This is a genomic window from Mycolicibacterium litorale (genome assembly GCF_010731695.1).
In the GTDB taxonomy this organism is placed as follows: domain Bacteria; phylum Actinomycetota; class Actinomycetes; order Mycobacteriales; family Mycobacteriaceae; genus Mycobacterium; species Mycobacterium litorale.
Window position 1 is genome coordinate 3,875,454 of sequence record NZ_AP022586.1, and the last position, 22,791, is coordinate 3,898,244.

At 67.7% G+C, this 22,791-nt stretch carries 21 protein-coding genes; 5 read left to right on the plus strand and 16 right to left on the minus strand.

Annotated elements, in window-relative coordinates:
- Positions 1-310 precede the first annotated feature (310 nt).
- The 3 genes from G6N30_RS18460 to G6N30_RS18470 all read right to left on the minus strand — a co-directional run bounded on the left by G6N30_RS18460 (position 311) and on the right by G6N30_RS18470 (position 3,012).
- Positions 311-994 carry a site-specific integrase gene (locus G6N30_RS18460; protein ID WP_134057838.1) on the minus strand — a complete coding sequence of 228 codons (684 nt, stop codon included), beginning with the start codon at positions 992-994 and terminating at the stop codon, positions 311-313.
- Between the two features lie 256 nt (positions 995-1,250).
- The gene (locus G6N30_RS18465; protein ID WP_134057840.1) at positions 1,251-2,135 is read right to left on the minus strand and encodes a restriction endonuclease; all 885 of its coding nucleotides are present in this window, start codon (positions 2,133-2,135) and stop codon (positions 1,251-1,253) included.
- Positions 2,136-2,466: 331 nt separating this feature from the next.
- Entirely contained in the window at positions 2,467-3,012 is a 546-nt protein-coding gene (locus tag G6N30_RS18470; RefSeq protein ID WP_134057842.1) for a TetR/AcrR family transcriptional regulator, read from the minus strand.
- Positions 3,013-3,197: 185 nt separating this feature from the next.
- On the opposite strand from G6N30_RS18470, the gene G6N30_RS18475 reads away from it, so the two are divergent.
- Complete coding sequence (locus G6N30_RS18475; protein WP_134057844.1) at positions 3,198-4,433, plus strand: cytochrome P450; 1,236 nt, start codon at positions 3,198-3,200, stop codon at positions 4,431-4,433.
- Positions 4,434-4,541: 108 nt separating this feature from the next.
- Here G6N30_RS18475 and G6N30_RS18480 read toward each other — a convergent pair whose 3' ends face one another.
- The 3 genes from G6N30_RS18480 to G6N30_RS18490 all read right to left on the minus strand — a co-directional run bounded on the left by G6N30_RS18480 (position 4,542) and on the right by G6N30_RS18490 (position 8,825).
- Positions 4,542-6,068 carry a hypothetical protein gene (locus tag G6N30_RS18480; protein ID WP_134057846.1) on the minus strand — a complete coding sequence of 509 codons (1,527 nt, stop codon included), beginning with the start codon at positions 6,066-6,068 and terminating at the stop codon, positions 4,542-4,544.
- A gap of 507 nt (positions 6,069-6,575) precedes the next feature.
- A complete protein-coding gene (locus tag G6N30_RS18485; RefSeq protein WP_234880264.1) occupies positions 6,576-7,415 on the minus strand; it encodes an SDR family NAD(P)-dependent oxidoreductase in 840 nt (279 codons plus the stop codon).
- Between the two features lie 39 nt (positions 7,416-7,454).
- Positions 7,455-8,825, minus strand: a complete 1,371-nt coding sequence (locus G6N30_RS18490; protein WP_234880265.1) for an NAD-dependent epimerase/dehydratase family protein — start codon at positions 8,823-8,825, stop codon at positions 7,455-7,457.
- Positions 8,826-8,950: 125 nt separating this feature from the next.
- Here G6N30_RS18490 and G6N30_RS18495 point away from each other — a divergent pair, with 125 nt between their 5' ends.
- Positions 8,951-9,943: a GlxA family transcriptional regulator gene (locus G6N30_RS18495; RefSeq protein WP_234880266.1), complete on the plus strand. Its 993-nt coding sequence runs from the start codon at positions 8,951-8,953 to the stop codon at positions 9,941-9,943.
- A gap of 36 nt (positions 9,944-9,979) precedes the next feature.
- On the opposite strand, the gene G6N30_RS18500 is transcribed toward G6N30_RS18495, so the two are convergent.
- The 6 genes from G6N30_RS18500 to G6N30_RS18525 form a co-directional block, all read right to left on the minus strand.
- Positions 9,980-10,429, minus strand: coding sequence for a cupin domain-containing protein (locus G6N30_RS18500; RefSeq protein WP_134057854.1), 450 nt, complete (start codon positions 10,427-10,429; stop codon positions 9,980-9,982).
- Positions 10,426-11,364 carry an NADP-dependent oxidoreductase gene (locus G6N30_RS18505; RefSeq protein ID WP_134057856.1) on the minus strand — a complete coding sequence of 313 codons (939 nt, stop codon included), beginning with the start codon at positions 11,362-11,364 and terminating at the stop codon, positions 10,426-10,428. The genes G6N30_RS18500 and G6N30_RS18505 overlap by 4 nt, the downstream gene beginning before the upstream one ends.
- Positions 11,365-11,375: 11 nt before the next feature.
- Positions 11,376-12,659 (minus strand): MFS transporter, encoded by a 1,284-nt coding sequence (locus G6N30_RS18510; protein ID WP_134057858.1) that lies wholly within the window; start codon positions 12,657-12,659, stop codon positions 11,376-11,378.
- Positions 12,660-12,682: 23 nt separating this feature from the next.
- Positions 12,683-13,321, minus strand: a complete 639-nt coding sequence (locus G6N30_RS18515; protein ID WP_134057860.1) for an HD domain-containing protein — start codon at positions 13,319-13,321, stop codon at positions 12,683-12,685.
- A gap of 225 nt (positions 13,322-13,546) precedes the next feature.
- Positions 13,547-14,428 carry a glycoside hydrolase family 16 protein gene (locus G6N30_RS18520; protein WP_134057862.1) on the minus strand — a complete coding sequence of 294 codons (882 nt, stop codon included), beginning with the start codon at positions 14,426-14,428 and terminating at the stop codon, positions 13,547-13,549.
- A gap of 114 nt (positions 14,429-14,542) precedes the next feature.
- A complete protein-coding gene (locus G6N30_RS18525; RefSeq protein WP_179965490.1) occupies positions 14,543-15,217 on the minus strand; it encodes a VldE C-terminal domain-containing protein in 675 nt (224 codons plus the stop codon).
- A gap of 106 nt (positions 15,218-15,323) precedes the next feature.
- On the opposite strand from G6N30_RS18525, the gene G6N30_RS18530 reads away from it, so the two are divergent.
- Entirely contained in the window at positions 15,324-15,575 is a 252-nt protein-coding gene (locus tag G6N30_RS18530) for a hypothetical protein (protein ID WP_134057864.1), read from the plus strand.
- Here G6N30_RS18530 and G6N30_RS18535 read toward each other — a convergent pair.
- The 3 genes from G6N30_RS18535 to G6N30_RS18545 all read right to left on the minus strand — a co-directional run bounded on the left by G6N30_RS18535 (position 15,547) and on the right by G6N30_RS18545 (position 19,552).
- Positions 15,547-16,809: a DUF7159 family protein gene (locus G6N30_RS18535; RefSeq protein WP_276026788.1), complete on the minus strand. Its 1,263-nt coding sequence runs from the start codon at positions 16,807-16,809 to the stop codon at positions 15,547-15,549. The genes G6N30_RS18530 and G6N30_RS18535 overlap by 29 nt on opposite strands.
- 120 nt (positions 16,810-16,929) lie before the next feature.
- On the minus strand, positions 16,930-17,406 hold the full coding sequence (locus G6N30_RS18540) for a hypothetical protein (protein ID WP_134057868.1): 477 nt from the start codon (positions 17,404-17,406) through the stop codon (positions 16,930-16,932).
- 31 nt (positions 17,407-17,437) lie between these two features.
- On the minus strand, positions 17,438-19,552 hold the full coding sequence (locus G6N30_RS18545; protein WP_134057870.1) for a glycoside hydrolase family 183 protein: 2,115 nt from the start codon (positions 19,550-19,552) through the stop codon (positions 17,438-17,440).
- Positions 19,553-19,903: 351 nt separating this feature from the next.
- Here G6N30_RS18545 and G6N30_RS18550 point away from each other — a divergent pair, with 351 nt between their 5' ends.
- Entirely contained in the window at positions 19,904-20,152 is a 249-nt protein-coding gene (locus G6N30_RS18550; RefSeq protein WP_134057872.1) for a hypothetical protein, read from the plus strand.
- Between the two features lie 6 nt (positions 20,153-20,158).
- Here the strand turns inward: G6N30_RS18550 and G6N30_RS18555 are convergent, their stop codons facing one another.
- Positions 20,159-21,097 (minus strand): LLM class flavin-dependent oxidoreductase, encoded by a 939-nt coding sequence (locus tag G6N30_RS18555; protein ID WP_234880299.1) that lies wholly within the window; start codon positions 21,095-21,097, stop codon positions 20,159-20,161.
- On the opposite strand from G6N30_RS18555, the gene G6N30_RS18560 reads away from it, so the two are divergent.
- Positions 21,098-22,783, plus strand: coding sequence for a GMC family oxidoreductase (locus G6N30_RS18560; RefSeq protein WP_244964974.1), 1,686 nt, complete (start codon positions 21,098-21,100; stop codon positions 22,781-22,783).
- Positions 22,784-22,791 lie beyond the last annotated feature (8 nt).

The window sequence follows — 22,791 nt, forward strand, 5'->3', positions numbered from 1 at the left end:
AAGCTCGCGTATGTGTGGCGGAGCGAGTGAAACGACTGGTTGGGGTCGAGCTTGGCGGTCGGCGTGAGCCGATTGGCGCGCAGCACCGCCGGGCGGTAGAGGGCTTTGTGAAAGGTCGCGTGGCGTAGCGGCGTCGTCCATCCAGCACCAACCGCTTCTCGGTCTCCGCCACGGTGAGGGCGGCCAAGGCGTCGGCCTGCCGTCGCGCGCGGGCCTACGCGGTGGCTTTCGGCGGTAAGTCTTCGACGCCTGTAGCCCTCACTACCGATGCGACGGGCGTTGTCGGTACCGCCGCTAGGCCGGGGACGCGTCAACGTCGTACCGGGGAACAGCGGGGCGTCAGGCTCACCCTGCGCGGATGCGCCGCGAGGTAGTCCCGCAGCAACTCGGTCGTCTCGGCGGTAAGCGGCACGCGACGGTAGCTCTGCTTGGTCTTGAGCGGGCCGTACTCGATGGCCGCACCCTTTGCGCGCGCAGCCTGCTCGACCCGCAGCACGCCTGGCTTGGCCGGGGCGTTGGGTTCAACGGCGGGTCCGGCAGTTCGACGTTGGCGATGGTGAGCCCGCCGAGTTCCGCCGCTCGCAACCCCGCCCACGCCGCGACGTGGACCAAGACGTTGTAGGGCAAAGGGGTCGCGGCTACGAGCGCGAAACCTGTGCAGGGGTGAGGAACTCGCCCGGTCCACGACCACCCCGACCTGACCACCGTTGGTGCCGGTCTCAGTCGGGAGCTTGATGTACTCGGCGGGGCTCTTCGCCAGCCGGCCATCCACAACCGCCTGCTCCAGGACCATGCGAACGGTCCAGAACCTACGCCAAGGCGTTCGCCGTCCATGCCCGTCAGCGCCGGGGTGATCGTTCGCGCGGATATCCCGGCGAGCGCGTCTGAAAAGGACCTTGCTTAGGCAGCCATGGAACAGCTCTTGCCACATTTCGTGGCAACCGATATCTTGATCCACATGTTGTAGCTCTTGCCAGCGACCGGTGGACTCCACAGCTGGAGTCTGTCCAAAACCGGTCGACGGTAGGGAGCGCGCAGTGATCACAGTTCTGGGGATTATATTCCTCATCAGCACCGTAGTGCTGGCAGCGAGCCGGACGCTCGCTATCGCAATCGCTCTGAAGGGCGCCGATTCGCGGCACCGCGCTGATATTCTGCGTGGTCTCGCCCACTGCATGCGGTGGTGGAGGCGGTGATGGCTGGCGTTTCACGAGCGTCACCTCCATTCGTCCCAGGAATGGAAGTGCCTACTATTTGGGTTCGAGGGAAGCAAAGTAGCCGGTTTCGACCTTCACGTCTTCAACCACACGCTCGGTGGTGGTGACGCCGATGGCGTTCTCCTTCAGCAAATCACACAACCGGTCCCCGTCGATCAAGTCGATGGGCGGCGCTCCATCACGCTTGGCTTCCGCCCGCGCATCGTTCGTGAAGCTGCCGGTTGTGATCAACAGCCCCTTTTCTCCGCGACCGGCCATCGCTCCGCGAAAGTCCCGAACGGCTGAGCTACCGACACTGCCCTTGTATCGCTTGCACTGAAAAAACACCGGGAAGCTCAGCAGTGAAATTTGGTACACGCCGAGCCCATCGATACCGCCGTCGCCCGTTCTCCCGGTAACCGCCGCACTACTGAATCCCGATTCCCGCAACAGCCGTTGAGCTAGGCGCTCGAACGCGGTCGGCGACATCTTTAGCAGCGTTTCCAGAAGCGCATCCTTCCAATCCGCCTCGGCCTCCGCTTCTACTTGGTCAAGCTCGCCCGAGACGTTCGACTTCGAAGTCTTCTTCTTGCCCTTCTTCTTGGAAACGTTCACGAACTGCTGGTGCAGCGGGACGATGTCTCCCTGCTTCGCGGCCTGCCCGGCCTCGGTTACCGTCCAGACACCCCGCTTACTGTCTGTGAGCAGTCCCATGCCCTTGAGATAGGTCCGCGCCCAACCGAGCCTGTATTGAATTTCGGTTAGCGGTCCGTCGCCGTGCAGCACTTCTTGCTGTTTCGGCGAGTACTGCTCGCGGTCGATGACCGCCGCGTCCAATTCTGCAATTGACGCCGACCCGCCCAGGGCGATCGCAGCCTGGAGTGTCGGCCAGAGCATGTCCGTATAAGGCGGTACCGCAGCAGTCACGGTTACCAGCATCCTAAAGTGCAATGGACGGTTCCAGGTCAACGCGCGGTCCCGCTTCGGTCCCGTAGACGCAGCCGAACTGCGGGAGTACCTCGGCGTTACTAGAGGCGTTCATTAGCCGTAGCGAAAGTGAGCTTTACCAGCGCAGACAGTGCTACTTCCAGGCCCTCCTACCAGCCGGTCTCGCTCACTCGTTTGGGCATCGTAAATACTTCCCAAGCTGAATACGCGGGTTCGATTCCCGTCATCGGCTCCACGACGACCTGGGCGATGGTCCGTTCAGCCGGGCGTCGGCTCAGCGGCGAGCGTCGGGCAGACTGCCGGGCTCGTGCTCCTCATCGCATCAGTCGAATACCGGTGCGACGAACCGTTGCACGATCTGGTGTTCGACGTCGCTGTTGCCGATGGGCCAGTAAGCCAGCGACATGACGACGCGAACGATCCATTGGGCGGCCTCTGGGTCGTCGTCGGTGATCCCGGTGAGGTCGGCCGCGAGATGGCCCAGCACCGGCGACGAAGGAAGCTCGGTCAAATCTCGGCCGGCGCTCAAGCCCGCCATCATTTGACGCATCGGGTCTGACCGGATGTGTTCAAGTGCGACCGTGATTGCTTTCACTACCCGCTCCGGGCCCGTCAGGCCATCGACGGCGCGCCGAACCGAGTCGACGATGCGAGCTGCAAGGCGCAGCAGAACGGCGTCGCGGATCTGGGCTTTACCTCCCGCATAGCGGTAGATAGTGGCCCGCGAGCAGTGCACTCGCGCGGCCAGGGCGTCGATGTCAAAGGCTTCGAGGCCGTCGCGGACGACGAGGTCGGTGGCGGCGGCATAGATGCGGTCTGCGGCAGCCGTACGACGCTCGCCGCCAATGAGCCAATCATCTCGAGCCACGGGTCCACCCCTCCATACGTGGGAATCCGATCGTCTCAGGATTGAGACGAACTCGGCGGCTTATTCCAACGTTGACGCAGGTGCGAAGGACGGCGTGAGACGGCACCTCGCACGCTGCCCGAGCAGCGGTTTCAACGTGGCTGCAATCTCTTGACGCGGCAGTCATCGCCGCCCAGCGTGAGGGAATGACGTCATGCGATGGCCGGCTCGGCATCCAGTTGTTCGATGACGAGTGCATCCAAGACCCTTACCCGCTCTACCGGCGAATGCTGGACACGGCACCGGTGCATCGGATTGGCGATTCCGGGTTCTATGCGGTGTGCAGTTGGGATGCGGTCAACGACGCCATCGCTCGACCCGAAGACTTCTCCTCGAATCTGACCGCGACGATGACCTACCAACCTGGCGGCTCGGTGGGCGTTTTCGAGATGGAAGGTCTAGGGGGCAAGAGCCATGTGCTGGCCACCGCCGACGAGCCGATGCATGCGGTCCACCGGAAAGCGTTGCTACCGCAACTGGCGGCCAAGCGTATCCGCGAGTTCGAGCCGTTCATCGCGCAAACAGCCGAGCGACTCTGGCACGCCAACGTGCGGGGCGGGCGCATCGAATGGATGCACGCCATCGCAAATCGACTGCCGATGATGATCGTCGGGCGCATCATCGGTGTCCCGGACACCGACATCGACAAGCTCGTCGGCTGGGGGTATGCAGCCACCCAGGTGGTCGAAGGCCTTGTGAGCCAAGATCAGCTCGCCGCTTCCGGCGTCGCCGTGATGGAACTCGCCGCATACATCGCCGATCAGTTCGGGCAGGCCGCCGCCGACCCGCACGACAACCTCCTCGGCGATTTGGCCGTGGCATGCGCATCGGGCGAGATCGAAGAACTCACCGCGCAGGCGATGATGATCATTCTGTTCAGCGCGGGCGGTGAGTCCACCGCGTCGCTGATCGGTTCCGCGGCTTGGATTTTGGCGACCCGTCCCGACATACAACAGCAGGTGCGTGAAGATCCGGAACTACTCGGCGCATTTGTCGAGGAGGTGCTGCGCTACGAACCACCGTTTCGAGGCCATTACCGCCACGTCGTCAACGACACGACGCTGTGCGGTGTGGACCTGCCAGCGGGGTCGCGCCTGCTGCTGTTGTGGGGAGCGGCCAACCGGGACCCATCGCACTTCGAAGATCCCGATCAATTCCTACTGGGCCGCTCCGGTGGAAAGGGTCACCTCACCTTCGGCAAGGGAGCCCATTTCTGCGTCGGAGCGGCGCTCGCGCGGTTGGAGGCAAAGATCATGGTGGGCCAACTCCTGGAACGCACCTCGAACATCGAAGCCACTGAAACAGGGCGGTGGCTGCCGAGCCTGCTCGTACGTCGCCTCGAGCGACTAGAGCTGGGCTGCGACGCTGTCTCGGCCATCTAGCGAGTCACGTCGCCTGGTTCGCGTCCGCCACGGTGGGGAGCGTAGCGCCGTTCGAGACGACGACGGCCCCCTCGTCGCCGAGAGGGCCGTCGCTGCTACTGCGTCGAATTACTTGGCGGTGTCGCCACCGGCGTTGTCGCCGCCAGCGTCTCCACCAGTCGTGCCACCGGTGCTGCCGGTGTCAGCGCCGGCAGCCCCGCCCTCGTTGCTGTCCTTCTTCTTGGGACTGAAGAAGTTCTTGACGCCCTTGTTGAAGTCGTCGCCGGCCTTCTTCAACGCCTTGAGACCGTCGCCGGGCTTGTAGCTCACCTTGCCCGGAGTGACCTTGGTGTCATCCTTGGTCTCCTCGACGATCTCCCCGGACTCACCGGCGGTGGTGTCGACCTCGTTGTCGCTGACCAGCTTCGCCGTGTCGTCGGCCGACGCCCCCGCGGGAAGCTCGGCGGCCGGCTCGGTCTCCTTGACGGTGCCCTCCGGCGCGGCCGCGGCTGCGAGCAGCGCGCTTGTCTGCGCACCGGGAGCGGTCGGCGCCGGCGGCACCTGCGGCACGTACGGCGTTCCGCCCAGCGCGGTAATGAGCTGGTTGGGCAGGTCGACCGCGAGGTACTTGAACAGACCGGCCTGCTGCTGCCTCGGGTCGAGCAGGCTGGGCCACTCTTCCCCACCCGGGCTGAAGCTCGGGGCGAAGCCGTTGACGAACGCGTTGACCGTCCGGAGAGGCAGGTTGGTCAGCTCGTTGATCGCGACTTCGGTGTCGCCTTCTTCGTAGGCCGCCAGTGCGTCGTCCAGCGACTTCGCGACCTGGAAGAACGCCGTCTGGAACGGACCGACAGCGGCACGGACGAGCGTCTGCTCGTTCAACACGTTGATCAGGTTGTCGAGTCGGTCGAAGCCGGGCAGAGCACCCTCGAAGCCACCGGCCACCTCGCCGCCCAGGAAGTCGCCCGGGATGGAGAACAGCGGGACGACGCCCGCGGGTGTGCCGCCGATCAACGGGCGGAGGTTGTCGAGAACGCCGAACACGAAGAAACTGTTGATCTCGAAGGCCGCATTGGTGAACCGACCCTGCGTCGGATCGGTCGTCGGCGGGTCGTAGTTCTGGAGATCCGCCAGCAGCGTTTGGAACTCCGTGTTCGCCAGCTGGTAGCGCTCGAAGACGCCGTCGTAGTTCTCGTTGGCCGTCGTGGTCGGGTCGTCCTCCCGGCCGAAGAAGGCGATCTGCAGGTCGTCACCGTGGACGGCCTGGAACTGCGACAGGCGCGTCAGCAGCGGAGTCGGGTTGGACAGGTTGCCCAAGACGATGTCCGACAGTTCGCCGAAGAGGTCGGCGTCCACGAACGCCGACGCCACCGCCGCGTAGGCGTTCGTGGCGTTGCTGCCGAGGTACCCCGAATTCAGCAGGGTCTCTGCGACGAATCGCTGGAACACGACGAGCGGGTCCGCCGCAGCCGTCAGCGCGACCGCGCGCTGCTCGGCCTGGGCCTCGATCCTGACGTCTTCGAGCACCGGCGACACCGGAGTGACGGCGATGGCGGCAGCGCCGGCGGCGGCTACGCCGGCGGCGAGGAACTTGCTGACGCGCGACTGCGGGGCGGCGGAATGCCGGCCCGAGTCAGCGGCATGGGCGTGGTGCACGTGGTCTCCTGGTGGAAGTAACTGAGGGTCGCCTTATCAGGCAGGACGGACCGTAACTGAGCGTTAGCTGATGAACAATGCCTACGTCTCACCTGCGATGACTGACGAGAATCGAAAACGCCCTGTGAGAACCCTGAGACCTGCCTGACAGCACCGGTGCTAGCTGAAACCCGCTTCAAGTGCGAGGACACGCCCAGCCGCACGATCCGCGCCGAACTGCCGTTCTCCGCACGACGTAGCATCCTGCTGGGGACATTGACGATGTAACTTCACGCTAACCAGCCCGGCCGACGCGTAGCGTTGTGAGCTGCTGGTTTAGGGCAGCCTATCCTAATGAGCTAATCAGTTCGCACGCGTGATCGCCCACGACTCATGTTTGCTGCCGGAACCGCTTGGGCCCGCTCCGGGGTTCGCGCGCAGGCTGTTTCCCGCGCGGCCGACAGCTCCTCGCGTCAGCATCAGACGCCCGGTTGTGATTCTGGTCACAGCGGCTCGCGAGCGACGATCTCAGCGGCCGCTGTCCGTTGATTTTCGCGCGAAGGCATTGCCCTCGGTCGGCTCCGTCGACTCGTCCGTGAAGGCGACCGCGCGCAGGAACGGACCCACCAGAGCGTCATAGATCGACGGCAACAGGCGGTACATCGCGATGGCGGGCAGGTTGGCCAACCCCACCTGCCGCTCACTGGACCGCTGACGATCCGTGGCACGCACGATCGCCGACACCACGGTCGACGCCTTGACCGCGGTCGGCGGCACCCGCGGCGTGCGGCCGTAGTAGTTGCTCGCGGCGCTGTACACCGGGGTGTCGACCGGCCCGGGGTACACGCCATGGATCTTCACCCCGGGACGGTCGCGATTCTCCTGGCGCAAGGCCCGGACCAGCCCGTTGAGCGCGAACTTGCTTGCCACATAAGCGGATTGATAAGGCACCGCGGCGCTTCCGAGCAGGGAGCCGATCAGCACCAGGTGCCCGCTTCCGCTCACTCGGAACGCGCTCAGCGCACACCGCGCCACGTTCGCGGCCCCGATGAGGTTCGTTCGGATGATGTTGTCGAACACGTCAACCGGCACATCCTCGAACCGGCCGAACGCCGTGATCGCGGCGGACTGCACCGTGATGTCGATCCGGCCGAAGCGTTGGAGCGCGACGTCGAACAACTTCTCGACCTCGCCGCATTCGCCGATATCGGTCGCCTGGACCAGCACCGCCTCGGCGCCGGCTGCGCGGCACTCGTCGGCGACGCGTTCCAGCGCATCCTCGTTGCGCGCGGCCAACACCAGTCGCGCTCCCCGACCGGCGTAGCGCAGGGCCGTCTCCTCCCCGATGCCGCTGGAGGCACCGGTCACCACGACCACTTCGGACTGTAAAACACCCATTACCGGGCATTACCCGCCCGCAGCAGGCGAAAACGACTGAGTTATAACGGCTTTCTTGCGTTGGTTGCGTTCGGACATGCGCAGCAACTGCAAGGCGCCGGTGGCGGCAACCGCAAGCCAACCGCCACGCACCGTCGCGCCCAGCGCAGCTATGACGGCCACCGGCGCGAGCAATGCGACCGGATCCGCGCGCCGATCGAGCACCCGGTCCAGCGCCATCGGCGTCCCGGTGACGAGGTTGGCTGCCACCACTGCCGCGTCCACCGCGCGTGCGCGGCGCACGCCGACGGCCCGCGCCAACGCCGACACCCCCCACAACCCGAGGGTGACGTCGTGCGCGCGGTCGATCGCGCCGCGGACATCCCTGCGGGGCCGCAGCTGCCAGCCCATGGCGGCGCTGGTGCCCACCGCCTCTTCGGCCAGGCCTTCGATCAACTCCCGCGCGCTTTCCGCTGAGGACCGTCCCGGCGTCCAGCCCAGAACTCGGCGGGCTTTCGACGTGTCCATCAGCGGGGTGTTGAACGCCACGTCGTACCAGCCCGGGGTCAGCGCCACGATGCGCAGAGCACTCAAGGCGGCCACCACAGTGCGCACGGCGGTCGGCGGAACCTCGACCGGGCGTGCGCCGACGAGGTCGGCGAGCGCGGCGGTGTCCAGCACGTCGGCCGCGATGTTGAACGAGCCGCGGGCCCGCTGGGTGGTCAGCCGGATCACCGCGTCGCCGACGTCGTCGGCGTGGACGAACTGCAGTCTCAGACGCGCGGGCAGCGGCAGTACAGGCAACTCTCGCCGACGCAGCAGGCCCAGCGCGGACCTGGGCACCAGCGGGCCGAGGTACAGCGATTTGATCAGCCAGGCGGCCTCACGCTGCACCACGACGGTGGGCCGGAACCGCGACACGGTGACCTCGGGGTGCTGGCGCTCGAACTCGTCGAGGATCTGCTCGACCATCACCTTGTGCCGGCTGTAGATCGAGGTGGCCTGGCCGGTCGTCGGCCAGTCCTCGGTCACCGGTTCCCCGGACCCGGGCGCGTAGATGCCCAGACTGGACGCGTAGACCAGCTGCCTCACGCCGGCCGCCGTCATGGCATCCAGGACTGATTGTGTGCCAACCACATTCGCTCGATACAGGTAGTCCTCGTCGCGCACCGGCTGGACCGCCAACGCCAGATGGATCACGACGTCTGCGTCCGTCATGGCGGCCCCCATGTCTGCGACGGCGCTCGGTGCGGCCAGATCGACGGCGTGCCAACGCACACGCTCGTAGGGATGACCGTGCGTAGGAGGTCGCCGGCACACGCCGACGACCTGGGTGTCGGGCAGTTGCGAGGCAAGGGCGCGCAGTACGCCGGTTCCGACGTTGCCGGATGCACCGGTCACCACTACGCGGGAAGGTTGGGCTGGCACGTGGATCGACGTCCGTTCTGTCGGATGGTCCCGGCTACCCGCCGCACGGGCGGCCAAACCGTGCGCGGCTGGGCCGGCATCGGCCACATAATCGGCGAGTGACCGCGTCTCCCCTCGCACGCACGACTGCCCCGCGCCGCGTCGCGTTCCTCGTCTACGACGGAGTGACACTGCTGGACGTCGCCGGACCGGCGGAGGTGTTCAAGGAGGCCAATCGACTCGGCGGCGAATACGAACTCGTCATGCTGTCGCCCACAGGCGAGAGCATCAGGTCGAACCTCGGCTTCGGCGTCACGGTCGACGGCGGGGTCTCCGACGAGCCCGCACCCGACACGTATCTGGTGCCCGGCTCGGACCGCTTTCCGCGGACGCGGGTGCCCCAGGACCTCGCCGACGCCGCACGCGTTCCCGCGGCCGGGGCGCGCCGCGTCGCGTCGATCTGCACCGGCGCGTTCGTCCTGGCCGCCGCCGGCCTCCTCGAAGGCAAGCGCGCGACCACACACTGGAAGGCGACGCAAGCACTGGCGACCCGGTGCCCGACGTGCCGCGTGGAAACCGACGCCATCTACGTGCGGGACGGCAGCATCTACACCTCGGCGGGAGTGACCGCGGGCATCGATCTGGCCCTCGCCCTCCTCGAGGAGGACCACGGACCGGACCTGACCCGCGACGTCGCCCGTGCCCTCGTCGTGTACATGCAGCGCTCAGGGGGCCAGTCGCAGTTCTCCGCTCCCCTGCAGGGACCGCCACCCCATTCGCCGGCCCTGCGCAAGATCACCGATCGGGTGACGGCAGACCCGCACGGCGACCACTCGGCCAGTGAACTCGCCCGGCACCTCAACGTGAGCACCCGGCATCTCACCCGGCTGTTCCGGGAGGAGATGGATACCACCCCCGGCCGGTATGTGGAGAGCATCCGCTTCGACATGGCGCGGGCCCTGCTCGATCAGCGGCACACCGCGACACAGGCCGCGGCCCTCGCCGGCTTCCCCAGCTACGAGAGCATGCGGCGCGTTTTCGCCAGACAGCTGGGAATCAGCCCTGCGGCCTACCAACGCCGGTTCAGCACCGCGCGCGCCGGTTCGGGCTGAGGATGCCTGCGACGACGCGCCTCGAGCGGGCTGAGGTCAGGGCTGCGGATCGTCGACCTTGAGTTGTTCTCCGTCGGTGGCGACGAAGACCACCAGCAGTTTCGCCTCGTCGCTGCGGCTGATGTTCTCGGTCGCGACATGGTGCGCGCCCGGCGGCTCCGACCAGCTCTGCCCCTGGTGGTACACCTGCGCGGGCGTGCCCTCGAGCTGGCTGCTCACGGCGCCTTCGAGCACGTAGGCGTAGACGAAGGCGTCGCCGTGCCGGTGGGGTACCGCGCGTGCGGCAGGCGGGAAGGTCACCACCGCCGAGGTGAAGGTCTTGCCCGGGACGTTCGGCAGCGCCTGGGAGAACAACGGCGTCAGCGTCTCCCCGACCGGCGCCGAGGTGGCGTCGGTCTGCGGACTCGACGCGGCGGAGCCGCACGCGAGAACCGCCGCCGCCGTCAGGGTGCTCAGCAGCCCCGTGACGATGCGCGCCCCGGTCATTGCCGTGCTCCGTCCCGGTCGTCGGCCACCGCGATGATGGTCTTGCCCGGTACCCGCCGGCGACCGGCGAACGCGTCGGCCGTCTCGGTGAGCGGACGCACCGCGCCGACGATGGGCCGTAGCCGGCCATCCCTCACGCGCTGCGCCAGATCGGCGAGCTGCGTCCGGTCCGGTTCGACGACGAAGAAGACCGCGCGCCCGTCTTTCGGCTGTGCCTTGGGTGGCACGGCGATGGTCACGACCGTGCCGCCGGGACGCACCAGCTCGATCGACCGCTCGAGGATGTCGCCGCCGATGACGTCGAACACCACATCGGCCTCGCCGACATCCCGCAGGTCGTCGGCGGCCAGATCGACGAAAGCCTGTGCACCGAGGCCGAGGACGACGTCGCGGTCGTCCGACCGTCCCGTGCCGACGACCCTCGCACCCACCTCGCGCGCGAGCTGGACGGCGATCGATCCCACACCGCCGGCGGCACCGTGCACGACGACGGTCTGGCCGGTCCGGAGCCCGGCGTGGACGAACAGCCCCTGCCATGCGGTGAGCCCCGAGATCGGCAATGCCGCTGCCACGACGTGGTCGATGTCCGCGGCGAGAGGGGCGAGGTTGCGCGCCTCGACGGCGGTGTATTCGGCCAGCGCGCCGTCACGCGCCCAGTCGGCGAGCCCGAACACCCGTTGCCCCACGGTGAGGCCGGTGGTGCCGTAGCCCAATTCGACCACCACACCCGACAATTCGTGGCCGGGAACGGTCGGCGTGCGATCACGACCGGCCCGGTCGGTCCAGGTGGCGGGCCATTCGAGTTCGCCGGGAGTGAACCCGGCCGCGTGCACGCGCACGATGACGTCGTTCTCGGCGGCGTGCGGGTAGGGCAGTTCGGTGAGGGTCAGCCCACCGACACCGGCGTCACGGTCTCGTACGGTGATGGCTTGCATAACGTGTCCTTTCATGGGTTCTGACGGACGTCCAGGCCCTGCGGGCAGGGACGGGTGGCTAGCGGGGTCAGGACGAGTTCGGCTCTGGCGCAACGTCGGATCGTCGACGCGGCGTGAAGGGCGGCGACGACCGACAGCACGCCGATGAACGTGATGTACACGTAGCCGGTGGTCTGCAGCCCCCACAGCGGCGACGCCAGGCCGGCGGCGAGAGACGGAACACCCAGCGCCGCGTAGCTGACCACGAACGCGGCGGAGAACACCTCCGATCGCGACCCCGCTTCGGTGGCCTCGCTGATGCCGCGCAGAGTTCCGTTGAACGTCAGGCCGGCACCCACCCCGCAGACGATCGCTCCCCCGATGAACACGGCCGTCGAGGTCGCTGAGAGCGCAGCGCCCAGACTCGCCGCGCCCACTGAAAGCAATACTGCGCCAATCACATTGGCTCGCCGCGCGGTGAGCCGCGCCGCCCACAGACCGCCTCCGCTGTTGGCGAGGAACAGCACCGTGATGCTCAATCCTCCGGCGGCGCCCCAGCGGACGTGCATCACGTCTCGTATCAAGCTCGGTGCGAGCGCGAGGAACAGCCCCGTCATCGACCAGCCCGCGACGATCGCGGGGATCGCGGCCACGAACCCCCGCCGCGCCTCGCGGGGGACGCGAACACGGGGCCGCATCGCGGCGAACCCGGCCTTGCGGCGCGCGACGGTCTCGGGGATCAGGGAGACCAGCGCGGCGAGGAGCAGCAGCGCCATCGTGAGGGCCGGGAAGACGACCCCGTCAGGACGTGGGCTGAGCGAAACGAGCAGACCTGCCGAACCGCCGCCGACGGCGAGCCCGAAGGTCGTCCCCACGGCGGTCATCGTCGGTCCCCGATGCGGTCGCTCCGCAGGGGCGAACTCGAGCAGCCCGGCGGCGAGGGCGCCCGTCGCCGTTCCCGTCGCGACGCCCTGCACCACCCGGGCGAGCGCGAGCCAGACGGGCCCTTCGGCCGCCCAGAAGATCGCGGTTCCCGCCGCGGCTACCACGAGTGAGGCGATCAGCACGGGCCTGCGCCCGACACGGTCGCTCAGCGATCCCACCGTCAGCAGCGCCCCGACCAGTCCCAGGACGTACACCGCGAAGATCGCCGTCAGAGAAGTCACCGACAGGCCCCAGCGCTCCAGGTACAGCGGGTAGACCGGAGACGGCGCGCTCGTCGACGCCATCAGCACCACGGTGGCCGAGACGAGCACACTGAAGGACGCGCCCCGGGTGAGTCGTTGGCCGCCCGTCGAATTCATCAGGCCTCGCATCGCCGTCTCCTGGCGCCGCGTCGTCAGCTCGGCCAGGCGGAGCTGTGAATGCGCTCCACCGAGGTCGTGCGCTGGAAGTTCGGGATGAAGTGCTCCAGGACGTCGGAGTTCACTGTCCCGTAGGTCGTTTCCGGGCGGTTCTTGAGTCCGTCGAAGTAGGCACTGAGGAAGTCGTTCTTGAAGTCCCCGCGCGGATGTACGGCGACGATGTGATCCATCTGGTCGGGATCGAGCCGGTCGAGACCGAAGCCGACGACATCGGTGAGCACGCCGAGTTGGGTGGCGGCGATCTCCGGACCCATCCGCCCCGGGATACCGGGCGTGGTGTGCAGCGCGATGGCTGTCCACACGGTGTCGGCCGCGGCACTGGAGAATCCGTGTTCGAGCAAGAAGGCGCGGCCGTGGTCGGCGCCGTCGACCTCGAACCGCTGCTCCACCTCGGAGAAGGGCCGCAGCAGTCCGGTGTCATGGAAGACGGCCGCCAGGTAGAGCAGCTCGGGATCCGGTTTGACGGCGAAGTCCTGCGCGTGGAGCTGTCCGAAGAAGTAGACCCGGCGGGAATGGTGGTAGATCAGCGGACTGGTGGTCTCCCGAACGTGTCGGGTCGCCTCGGCGACGGCGGCGGTGTCGGGGACCTCCACCCCGGCGATGACTTCCGACATGATTGCTGCCCCTTCCCGTGTTCGTTGCGTCTGACCTCCATGCTGGTCCCACGGGTGCCTTGGGCGCCGCCTCCGTCCGGCCAGAAATCCCTCGAAAACGGACCGCGAATCAAGACGGCGACACAGCGGAGCACGCCGCGAGTCGCGACGTGGGTGTCAGTGCACGACGGCATCGCACACGACCGAACGACCGGCCGCGTGCGATGCCGAGGAGAGGAACGGCGGCTAGAAGACCCGGATCCAGTCGACCAGCATGTCGGCCGGATAGTTTCCGCCGGCGGGCTCGCGGCCCCCGGAGCCGCCGACGGCGATGTTGAACACCGGGGCCATGGTGTAACCGGGATCGTTGAACGGCCACTCGGGCAGGGAATTGGCCAGCACCGTGAAGAACGGCTCCATACCGGGCTGGTAGTCCTTCCAGAAGTACATGCCTTCCGGTTTCCAGGTCATGCGCCAGGTGTGCCAGTCGCCGTCGACCGGGTGCTTGTTCGTCTGGAATTGAGTGCCGTCCAGTCGTGCGTGCACGGTGGTGCCCGACGGCCAGTCGCGGTTCCCGTACCACTCCACGAGGTCGACTTCACCGCCCCGCACCGGGTTGTCATTGATCAGCCAGAACGCCGGCCATGCGCCGTCGGTCAGGCAGTTCAGCTTGATGCGGGCTTCCCAGGTGGTTCCGACACCGCCGCGCCAGTTCCCGATGATCTTCGCGCTGGCGTACTTCTCCTGGATGTTGGCGCCCTCGCCGCGGGTGGCGCGGATGACCAGGTTGCCCGCCCCGTCCTGGAAGACATGCTGCTGGTCGGTGACGTAGCGGCCCATGTTGTAGGGCTTGTCCCATTCGACGGGGTTCCGGATGGTCTCCCGGGCCGGAACGATGAACCACGACGCGGGGTCCGGCGGCGCCCCGGCCGGACCGTTGAACTCGTCGGCGAACAGGAGGCCGGGTCCGGGCTGCGCTGCGGCCGCGGGATCCCCCAGCCCGCCGGGGCCGGGAGGCGGCCCGGGCGGGGCGTCCCCGATCACCGGCTGGGCTCCGGCCTGGGGGATCGGCAGGGCGGCAGCGGCCACACCGAATCCGAACATCATCATTGCGCGGCGACGATCCATGCTTGGCACCCCCAAACCGTAGACGGAAGGGGTGCTTTTTTGGGTGCCAAACCCGCCGATGTCTTGATACGAACGCGCAGCGCGAAGACGAGAGCCCCACAGGGGCCAGGCGAATCAGCGGAAGTACGTCTCCGAACCGGTGGGATATCCGCCGCCGGTCGTGGTGATGTGGACGTGGTCGAAGTGCCCGTTTCCCGAACCGCGCGGACCGTTGGGCGTGTAGTAGACACCGCGCCAGATCGCGTCCTGCATACCGAACCGTTCGGCGTTCTTGATCACGTACGCGACGATCTGGTTGCCGAGCGCGATGCCTTCGGCGCTACTCGGATTCGGGATCATCACGTCGACCGCGAGCCCGTCAGGATGCCAGCGGAGCGCATCGGCCCGCACGCCGCCGATCTGGCGGATCTCCGGGAACACCGCGCTGACGCTGCGCGCCACCAGGATGGTCTTGACCTGCAGGCCGCGCTCGGACGCGACGCCGACGGGCAGCGCCTGCCGCACGGCACGATCCGCCACCCGCCAGTTCGAGACGGACGCCATCTGCCCGGGCGCGACCTTGAGGTCGGCGGGCCCGGCGGCAGGTCCGGAAGCCACGACCTCGAGTTTGTAGTCCGGCGCGTCGGGCAGCGGCGGCGGTACCGGCGCGGGCGCGGCGACGGGTTCGGCCTCCCTGTGCACGTCGGCACCGGCGGCGATCACCATCGCTGCGGGGGCGGCGAGCATCGCCAGCGCGAGCGATGACGACGGAATCCGTCGCTGCTCGCTGGGCTTCGAGTGCCTACCCACGCCAGCACTCTACGAAATAACCTGCGTTATGTCACGGCGCGGTCACGGAATGATGTCGAACCGGGGTTCAGCAGGGCGCCCGGCCGACGCGCCTACCCTCGGATACATGCGGCCCGCCACTGCGCTGAGCATCGTCTCGGTGATCCTGATCGTGAAGGCCCTCCTGATCGGGTGGGTCACCTGGGGGCGCGCGCAGATGCTGGGCGTAGCACCGCCCGCCGGTCAGGCCGGGCTGACCATTGCCACCGTCGCGTTGGCGATCGGCCTGGCATGCGCCGTCGCGAGTCTGCTGCTACGGCGCCACGACCGGCGCATGGCCGCTGCGGACCCTAGTACTGCGGTTCGTGGAAGCGGTTGATGATCGGAAGGCGCTCGATGATCCGGTCACGCAGCCGGGGCTGCGGGGGGACCGGCGGCACGTAGCCGGGCTGCGGCTGGGTGTACGCGGGGGCGACCGGTGCCGGCGGCACGTAGGCGGGCTGCGGCGCGACGGCCGGCGCGGGTGGCACGTACACCGGCGGGGCCGGCGGCACGTAGACCGGCGCGGGCGGCGGGGCGGCCACGGGTGCGTCGTACACGGGCTCGATGACCGGCGGGGCCTCGGGCGCGGGGGCCGGCGCCTCGGGCACGTCGACGACGGGCGCGACCGCCGGGGCCGGTGCCGGCGGGGCCTGCGGGGGTGGTGGCGGCGGGGCGGCCGGTTTCGGCGCCGCCTTCGGCAGCGCCTCGGCGGCGGGTGCGCTGACGGCCTTCGGCTGATCCGATGAGCTGGCGACCTGCTGGGTCGCCGCATCGTCCGACCGCATCTGCGGCGTCAACTGCAGTCCGAGTGCGACCGACAGCGAGACGACGAAGGTGACCACGGCCGCGACCAGCACCGAGGTGAGCGCAGGGATCCGCCACGTCCGCCACGACTTCGGCTGTTCGGCGGCCACCTGAGCCAGCATCATCGGGGCGTCGACGCCGACCGAGCCCTGCGCCGACGCCACGGCGGCACCGCGCGCCAGCGCGAGGTCCGCCTCGGCGGCCGACAGCACCGGGGCCGTCACCCGTCCGGCGAGCTCGCCGACCACGGCATCGACGTCGTCGGCCGAGCCGAGCACGTACAGCGCCTCGGGGCGCACGTCGGACGAGTCGACGGCCTCCTGCACCCGGCGAGCGAGCGAAGCGGCACCGTCGTGCGCGACCTGGTCCACGTGCACGGCGTCCGCGGTGACGACCGCGACGAGCGCGGCGTCGGGTTCGGCCACGCACACCGCGAGGTCGTCCTGGGCGGTGAGATCGCCGAGACCAGCGGCCAGCGCGGCCGCGGATTCCGCCGGCGAGAGGGCGACGACGTTCTGTGCGCCCCTGGCGGTCAAGGCGGCCACCAGCGTGGCGGCCTCCTCCGCGACGGCCTCGGTCCACGTCACGCCGACCGCGCGGGGCCGAACTCCGGGGACGGCGGCGTATTGGCCCTCGCCGAGCACCGCGCTGATCAGCGCGTCGGCGCTGGCTGCGGACACCGGCATGTGGAGCGTTCCGCTGTCGAGGGTCGCGCCGTCACCGGTCGCCCCTTCGACGAGCACGAAGCGAAGCGCCGTCGATGTCATCGACACGCCGAGTACTAGGTCCACTGATCTGTCCCGCTCTGGTTGCACAATTCGGACTGACCATACCGCTGTGTTGACGCGGTTCAAGTTTGCCCGGGCACCGGGCCCCTGACCAGGGCCTCAGCCGGCCTGCCAGAGGCAGTCGCCGTCCAGGTGGATCGAGAACATCACCGGGAGCACCTCGAATCGCAGTGGTTGGCCCGGCTCACCTTCGGCCACCTGCGGTGCGCCCACCTTGCCGGCGGTGACGACGGCGGTCTGCTCGGCGCGGCAGGTGGTCGCGGGATCCTGCGGGATCCCCGTCCACGGACCGGACAGCATCTCCGGGTTGCGCATGCCCTGGCCGTGCAGGTCCAGGCCGTCGCCGTGGGACAGCCAGCGGTCGCTGGAGGGATACGGCCCGGCGTAGACCTGCCACCGACCGCCGCTGCACTGCAGGACCGCGTCGTCGGCGACCTGCGACAGTGCGCCCTCGACCGGTGGCGGGCAGGGCGCGCCGGGTTGAGGGGCCGCGGGCGCCGCGTGCGCGACCGCGGTGGCCGGCAGGCCCAGTACGGCAGCGCTGACGGCCAGCGCTGCCAGCGTCCTTCGCTTCATATCTGAATTGTCGTCCCCGGAAGCCGTGTCGCTACACCTTCGTCAGATCGGTGCGCATCAGCTTCACCTGGTAGTCGTCCCAGGTCGACAGATTCCAGTAGAGGTACTGCTGCTCCTCGGGGCTGAGGTTCTCCGTCGACGACCAGGGGTGGATCATCGGCGCGTACAGCCCCGGCATCTTCGACGCCGTCACCAGCGTCACAGGGGCCGACCACGGCCCCTCGGGCGAATCGGCCTTGCGCATCACGATGTTGTTGTTCTTGTCGCCGTACAACATGATGTATTTCTTCTCGTAGCTGTTGTACTGCACCGACATCTCACTGACGGTCGGATATGTGGTGGTCCTGACCAGCCCGAAGAAGCTCGTGGTGGTCGTCGACGGCAGGATCGGTTTGGCCGCGGCCGGATTCCCCGGCGTCCAGGACGTCCCGTTCCAGTACTCGTACTTCGTCTTGTCGAGGATGTCGGCTTCGGCCACCCGAGACACGTAGGCGGTCCCGGCGCGGCCCGCCGGGGTGCCGTAGGAGTAGATGTAGCCGTCGGTGATCTCGCGTCCCGCGGCGTCCTTGAGCGGCTTGCCGGTGACGGGGTCGACCGTGTACTTCCTGACGTAGGCGCCCTGCTGGAAGTTCTGGTCGCCGTTGACGAACGGCAGCGTCGTCCGCCCGGCGGCGGCGGGCCGCACCGAGGACTGCGGGACGACGGTCCAGTTCTGGCCGTTGTCGTCGGAGTAGGCGATGGCCGAGTAGTTCGTCGTCCAGCGGCCGGGGGTGTCCCACGACTTCACCGCCATGTAGTTGATGTACTGGCGCGTCGCACCGTCCTCACCCGCGCCGGGCACCGAGATCGCCGCGGTCGGGATCATCGTCACCTCGGGTCCGATCCCGTAGTGGTAGTTGCCGATGATCTCGCGGGAGAAGTTCGGGTCGCTCATCGGTGAGCCGCTGTACATGCCGGGGTCGTGGGGGATGCCGTCGGCGACGTACATGCCGTTGGACAGCTTGGTGTCCGTGCTGCGGAACAGCGTGTTCATCCGCCAGATCCCGGTGCGCACAGGCGTGCGGTTGCTGAAGGTGTCACCGAATGCGATGAGCACCTGGTGTTCGTTGACCGCCGTGTTCGGGTTGTCACGAATTCCGTTGTCCCACATGATTCCGAGGTCCGTACCTCCGATACCGAAACGGGAGGTGGTGTTGTTCAGCCCGCCGGGACCGGTCACGTTGGTGATCCGGACTGTGTTGCCGCTGACCGTCACCGGGGTCACCACGTAGTCCTTGGCCGGGTCGTACGGAGCCGCCGCCGCGGCCAGGGCGACGGTGGACTGGCTGGTGCTGACCGACCGCGTCGCCAACGTGCGGTCCACTTCGCGCCGCGAGGCCAGCGCCATCAGTGCGCTGACCGCCCATGTCGGGCTGGGCAGGGCGGGCAGGTGGCGCAGCGAGCCCAATCCGAACGCGGCGAGCAGTCGGTTGAGCACCGGCGCGGCGGACCGGGCCGCGGTCGGCGCGGTCATCGCCGTGACCACGGCCGCCGTCTGCGGGACCAGCGTCTGCCCCAACTCCGAGACGTCGTCGGCGACGGCGCCCCGCAGCGCCGCCAACGGCTGCCCGGTCGGCTGGTCGGCCCCGAAGGAGGCCGTATCGGGTTCTTCCGCGGTGGCAGAAAGCGTTTCGGCTTCCTGCGCCGCTGCGCTGTCCGAGGCTTCCGACACCTTAGGGGGCTCCGGAGCTGCGGGTTCGTGGTCGCGATCGCGGCTGCGCGCGAAGCTCTGCGGCGGCGCCGGCGCAACCGGTTCCGCTTCGATGGTCGTCCCGTCGGGGTCCGTCTCCTCGGGGTCGGTCACCATGGAGTCCTCGGGGTCGACCGTGACATCCTGCGGCTCGGCCTCGGCGTCGTCAGCTTCGATGTCGTCGACATCCTGCTCGTCGGCGACCTGCTCGTCGGCGACCTGTGCGCTCTCCGTCTGCCGCGGCGAATCCTGTTCCGCTGCAGGCGTGTTCGCAGAATCACCGTCATCGGTCTGCGACGTCGGCTCGGTGTCGGTGGTCGCGAACGCCGCGCCTGGGCTACCCAGCACCACCGCGGCGCCCACCCCCAGCGCCACCGCCAAGCCGCCGACGCGCCCTATGTACGCCGAAGCATCCATCGCTCTCCCCTTGAAGATGCATCCCCCGACGCCATCTGAGATTCCCTCGACGCTCCGGCCGGTGGTTATTTGAAGATAGCGGCAAAACCCCTGCACATTGCAAATTTCGCCCGAAATTCTTCGTTTGCTGACCAGGCCAGGCATGATTTCCGCCGATACCGGCGTTGTAGTTATCGTCGATAACAGACGGAGGGATGCCATGGGGTATCGAATCCAGGAAGCGCTGCTGAAGGCCTACGCCGTCTTCACCTCCTGCATGGACGCCGGACGGTCATGGCCGAGCTCCGCCGACGTGCATGAGGTCACTCGGAGGTCGAAACCGACGGGCGACCAACACGAAAGGGGTAAGTAATGAACAAGTTCCGATTGACCACGATCGTCGCCGGTGGACTGGCCCCAGCCCTCCTCACCCTGGCTGCCCCCACTCAGGCCGCGCCCGCGGGCCCGAGCAACGCCCAGGACGTCATCAGCCAGCTCGACGACCGCGGATACCAGGTGCGCATCAATCACCACGGTGCGGTCAAGCCTCTCGATGAGTCACAGATCGTGTCCGTGCGGTACGACAACCACGACCGCGTCGTCTACGTCGACGTCCGCTGAACGCAGTTACCGTCGGGGGACGATCCCTACCGCGCCGGCGAAGGCCCGTAGTTCACGCTCGATGTGAGGGCCGCTCGGCTGGTAGACGAGTTCCGTGACGCCGGTCGCGGCATATCGGGTGGCGGCGCCGGCCACTTGGGCTGCGGTACCCGTCAATCCGATTGCGTCGCGGCACGTTACGAGCCGATCGAGGGGGACCCGCGGCCCGGGCTCGACCAGGTGTATCGCCAGATGACTCTCCCCTGCCGGTTGCGCATCGAGCGCGGTGCGCCACGCGTGTCCCCCCGGCAGTGCATCGACAGCGGCAGCTCCCGAACGCTGATATATGGCGTGGTAGTGCAGTACCGCCGCAGCAGCGACGGCGCCGACCGCCCGTGGTGATGTCACCTCTTCTCCCTCGTCGAGCACCGTGCCGAAGACCAACTGCGCGCGCCAATTCCCACCGGTCGCCCCATCGGCAACGGGCGGCGCCACGGAGAAGAGTCCGTCGCCCAATTCTGCGGCGACCCTGCGCCCCTTGGGTCCGTCAGCGGCCACCAGGATCGGCACGTCGATGGGACGCGGAGCGCCGAAGCCCGGCAACTGCATCATGCGCAGTTTCGCGCCTCGCCATTCGGCGGTTTCGCCGGCCAGCAGGGTGCGCAGGCACCGGATGTAATCGGCGACATGCTGCCACCGCATCGGCCGCTCCCCGAGGGCCAGCCGGCCGGTGAAGCCGGCGCCCACCGCGACCGCAACCCGTCCGGGGGCTTGTTCCACGAGTTCTGCAATCGCGGAGGCATTGACCATCGGGTGACGCAGGCTAGGCACCAGGACGCCTGGGCCGATTCCGATGCGGGTGGTCTGCTCGGCGCACCGGCTGAGGACCATCCACACATCGGTGACGACGGCAGGCGACTCGTAAAGCCATGCGCGCTCGTACCCGAGCGATTCGGCCAACCGCACATGAGCCGGCGTACTCGACGCCGTGGCGAACGCACAAGAGATTTCCATGCGAGTGATCCCCTCAGACGAACGATGGATTCTGTCGGCCGTTTCGTGCGTTATCAGTGGTACCACTCGGCATGCTACCAACGTAGCTACCGATGGTACTGTCTAATCGTTATCAGTGGAAACGGAGCGCGCATGTCGCAAACGCAGGACTACGACTTCATCATCGTCGGTGCAGGCACAGCGGGTTCGGTACTCGCCGGCCGCCTCAGCGAGAACCCCGACGCCCGTGTGTTGCTCATCGAAGCCGGCAGCACGGTGCTGCCACCGGCGAGTGCGAGACCGCCGGAGTGGCACACGCTCATGGGTGGACCGGCCGACGGCGGCTTTCTGACGACCGTGCAGGCCACCACGGGTAAGGCGGTCCATTTACCGCTCGGCCGCGGTATCGGCGGTTCGTCGGCGATCAACGCGATGATGTTCGCCCGGGGGAACCGCGAGAGCTACGCCGACTGGCCCGCCGGTTGGCGCTTCGACAACCTGCTGCCCTACTTCAAGCGAAGTGAAACGGCGCGCAACGGCGACCCGGCGGTCCGCGGCGTCGACGGACCCCTCCACGTGGGTCCTGCCGATCCTCCGAACGATGTCCTCGCCGCAGGATTGGAGGCCGCCGTTCAATGCGGCTACCGGGCGGCGTCCGATATCAGCAGCGGCATCGAGACCGGCTTCGCTGCAGCAGATCTTGCGATTGTCGATGGGCGCCGTCAGAGCGCCGCGGACGCCTACCTGCTACCGGCACTGAACCGGCCGAACCTCGAGTTGATCTCCGATGCCGTGGTGCACCGGCTGATCCTCCTCAGCGGACGCTGCGTCGGAGTCGAATTCCATGCCGCAGACGGGCATTCCACATCCATCCGCTACGGCAACGAGATCGTGCTGGCCGCAGGTGCGATCCGCTCACCGCAGCTCCTCATGGTGTCGGGGATCGGTCCGCGGGCTCATCTGCGTGACTTGGGTATCGACGTCCTCGAGCACCTGCCGGGAGTTGGATCGAATCTGCAGGACCATCCCCTCAGCGGTCTCATCTGCCGTTCACCGCAACCGCTTCCGAAGCCTCGCTACAATCACGGTGAGGTGATGGGATTGATCGACACCTCCTCCTCCGACGGTGGGGCGCCTGACTTGCAGATCGTCATGTCCGACACCGCCGCGGTAGTGGGACTCGACATGCCCGACTCCTATCTGATCGGTGTGTCGGCCATCCAACCGCACAGCCGCGGCAGCGTCCGGTTGGCCACTGCGAACTTCGAGCAACCACCACTCGTCGACCCCAACTATCTGGGCGATGAACGAGACTGGAAGACCCTTCTCGAGGGCTTCCGCATCGCACGCGACATCAGTACCGCTCCCGCGTTCACCCCGTGGCTCGGCGAGGAACTGGCTCCCGGTCCGGACGTCGACAATGAAGGCTCGTTGCGCCAGTATCTGAGAGAGGCGCTCGGTACCTACTTCCACCCGGCAGGGACGTGCGCGATGGGCGACTCCGACGAGTCGGTCGTCGATGCGAAACTGCGGGTGCACGGCGTTCCCGGCCTTCGGATCGCCGACGCTTCGGTCATGCCGACGCTGCCGTCGAACAACCCCATGGCGACGGTGTACGGCATCGCCGAACGCGCCGCGGCGTTGATCCGCGGATCGTGAAATCCTGT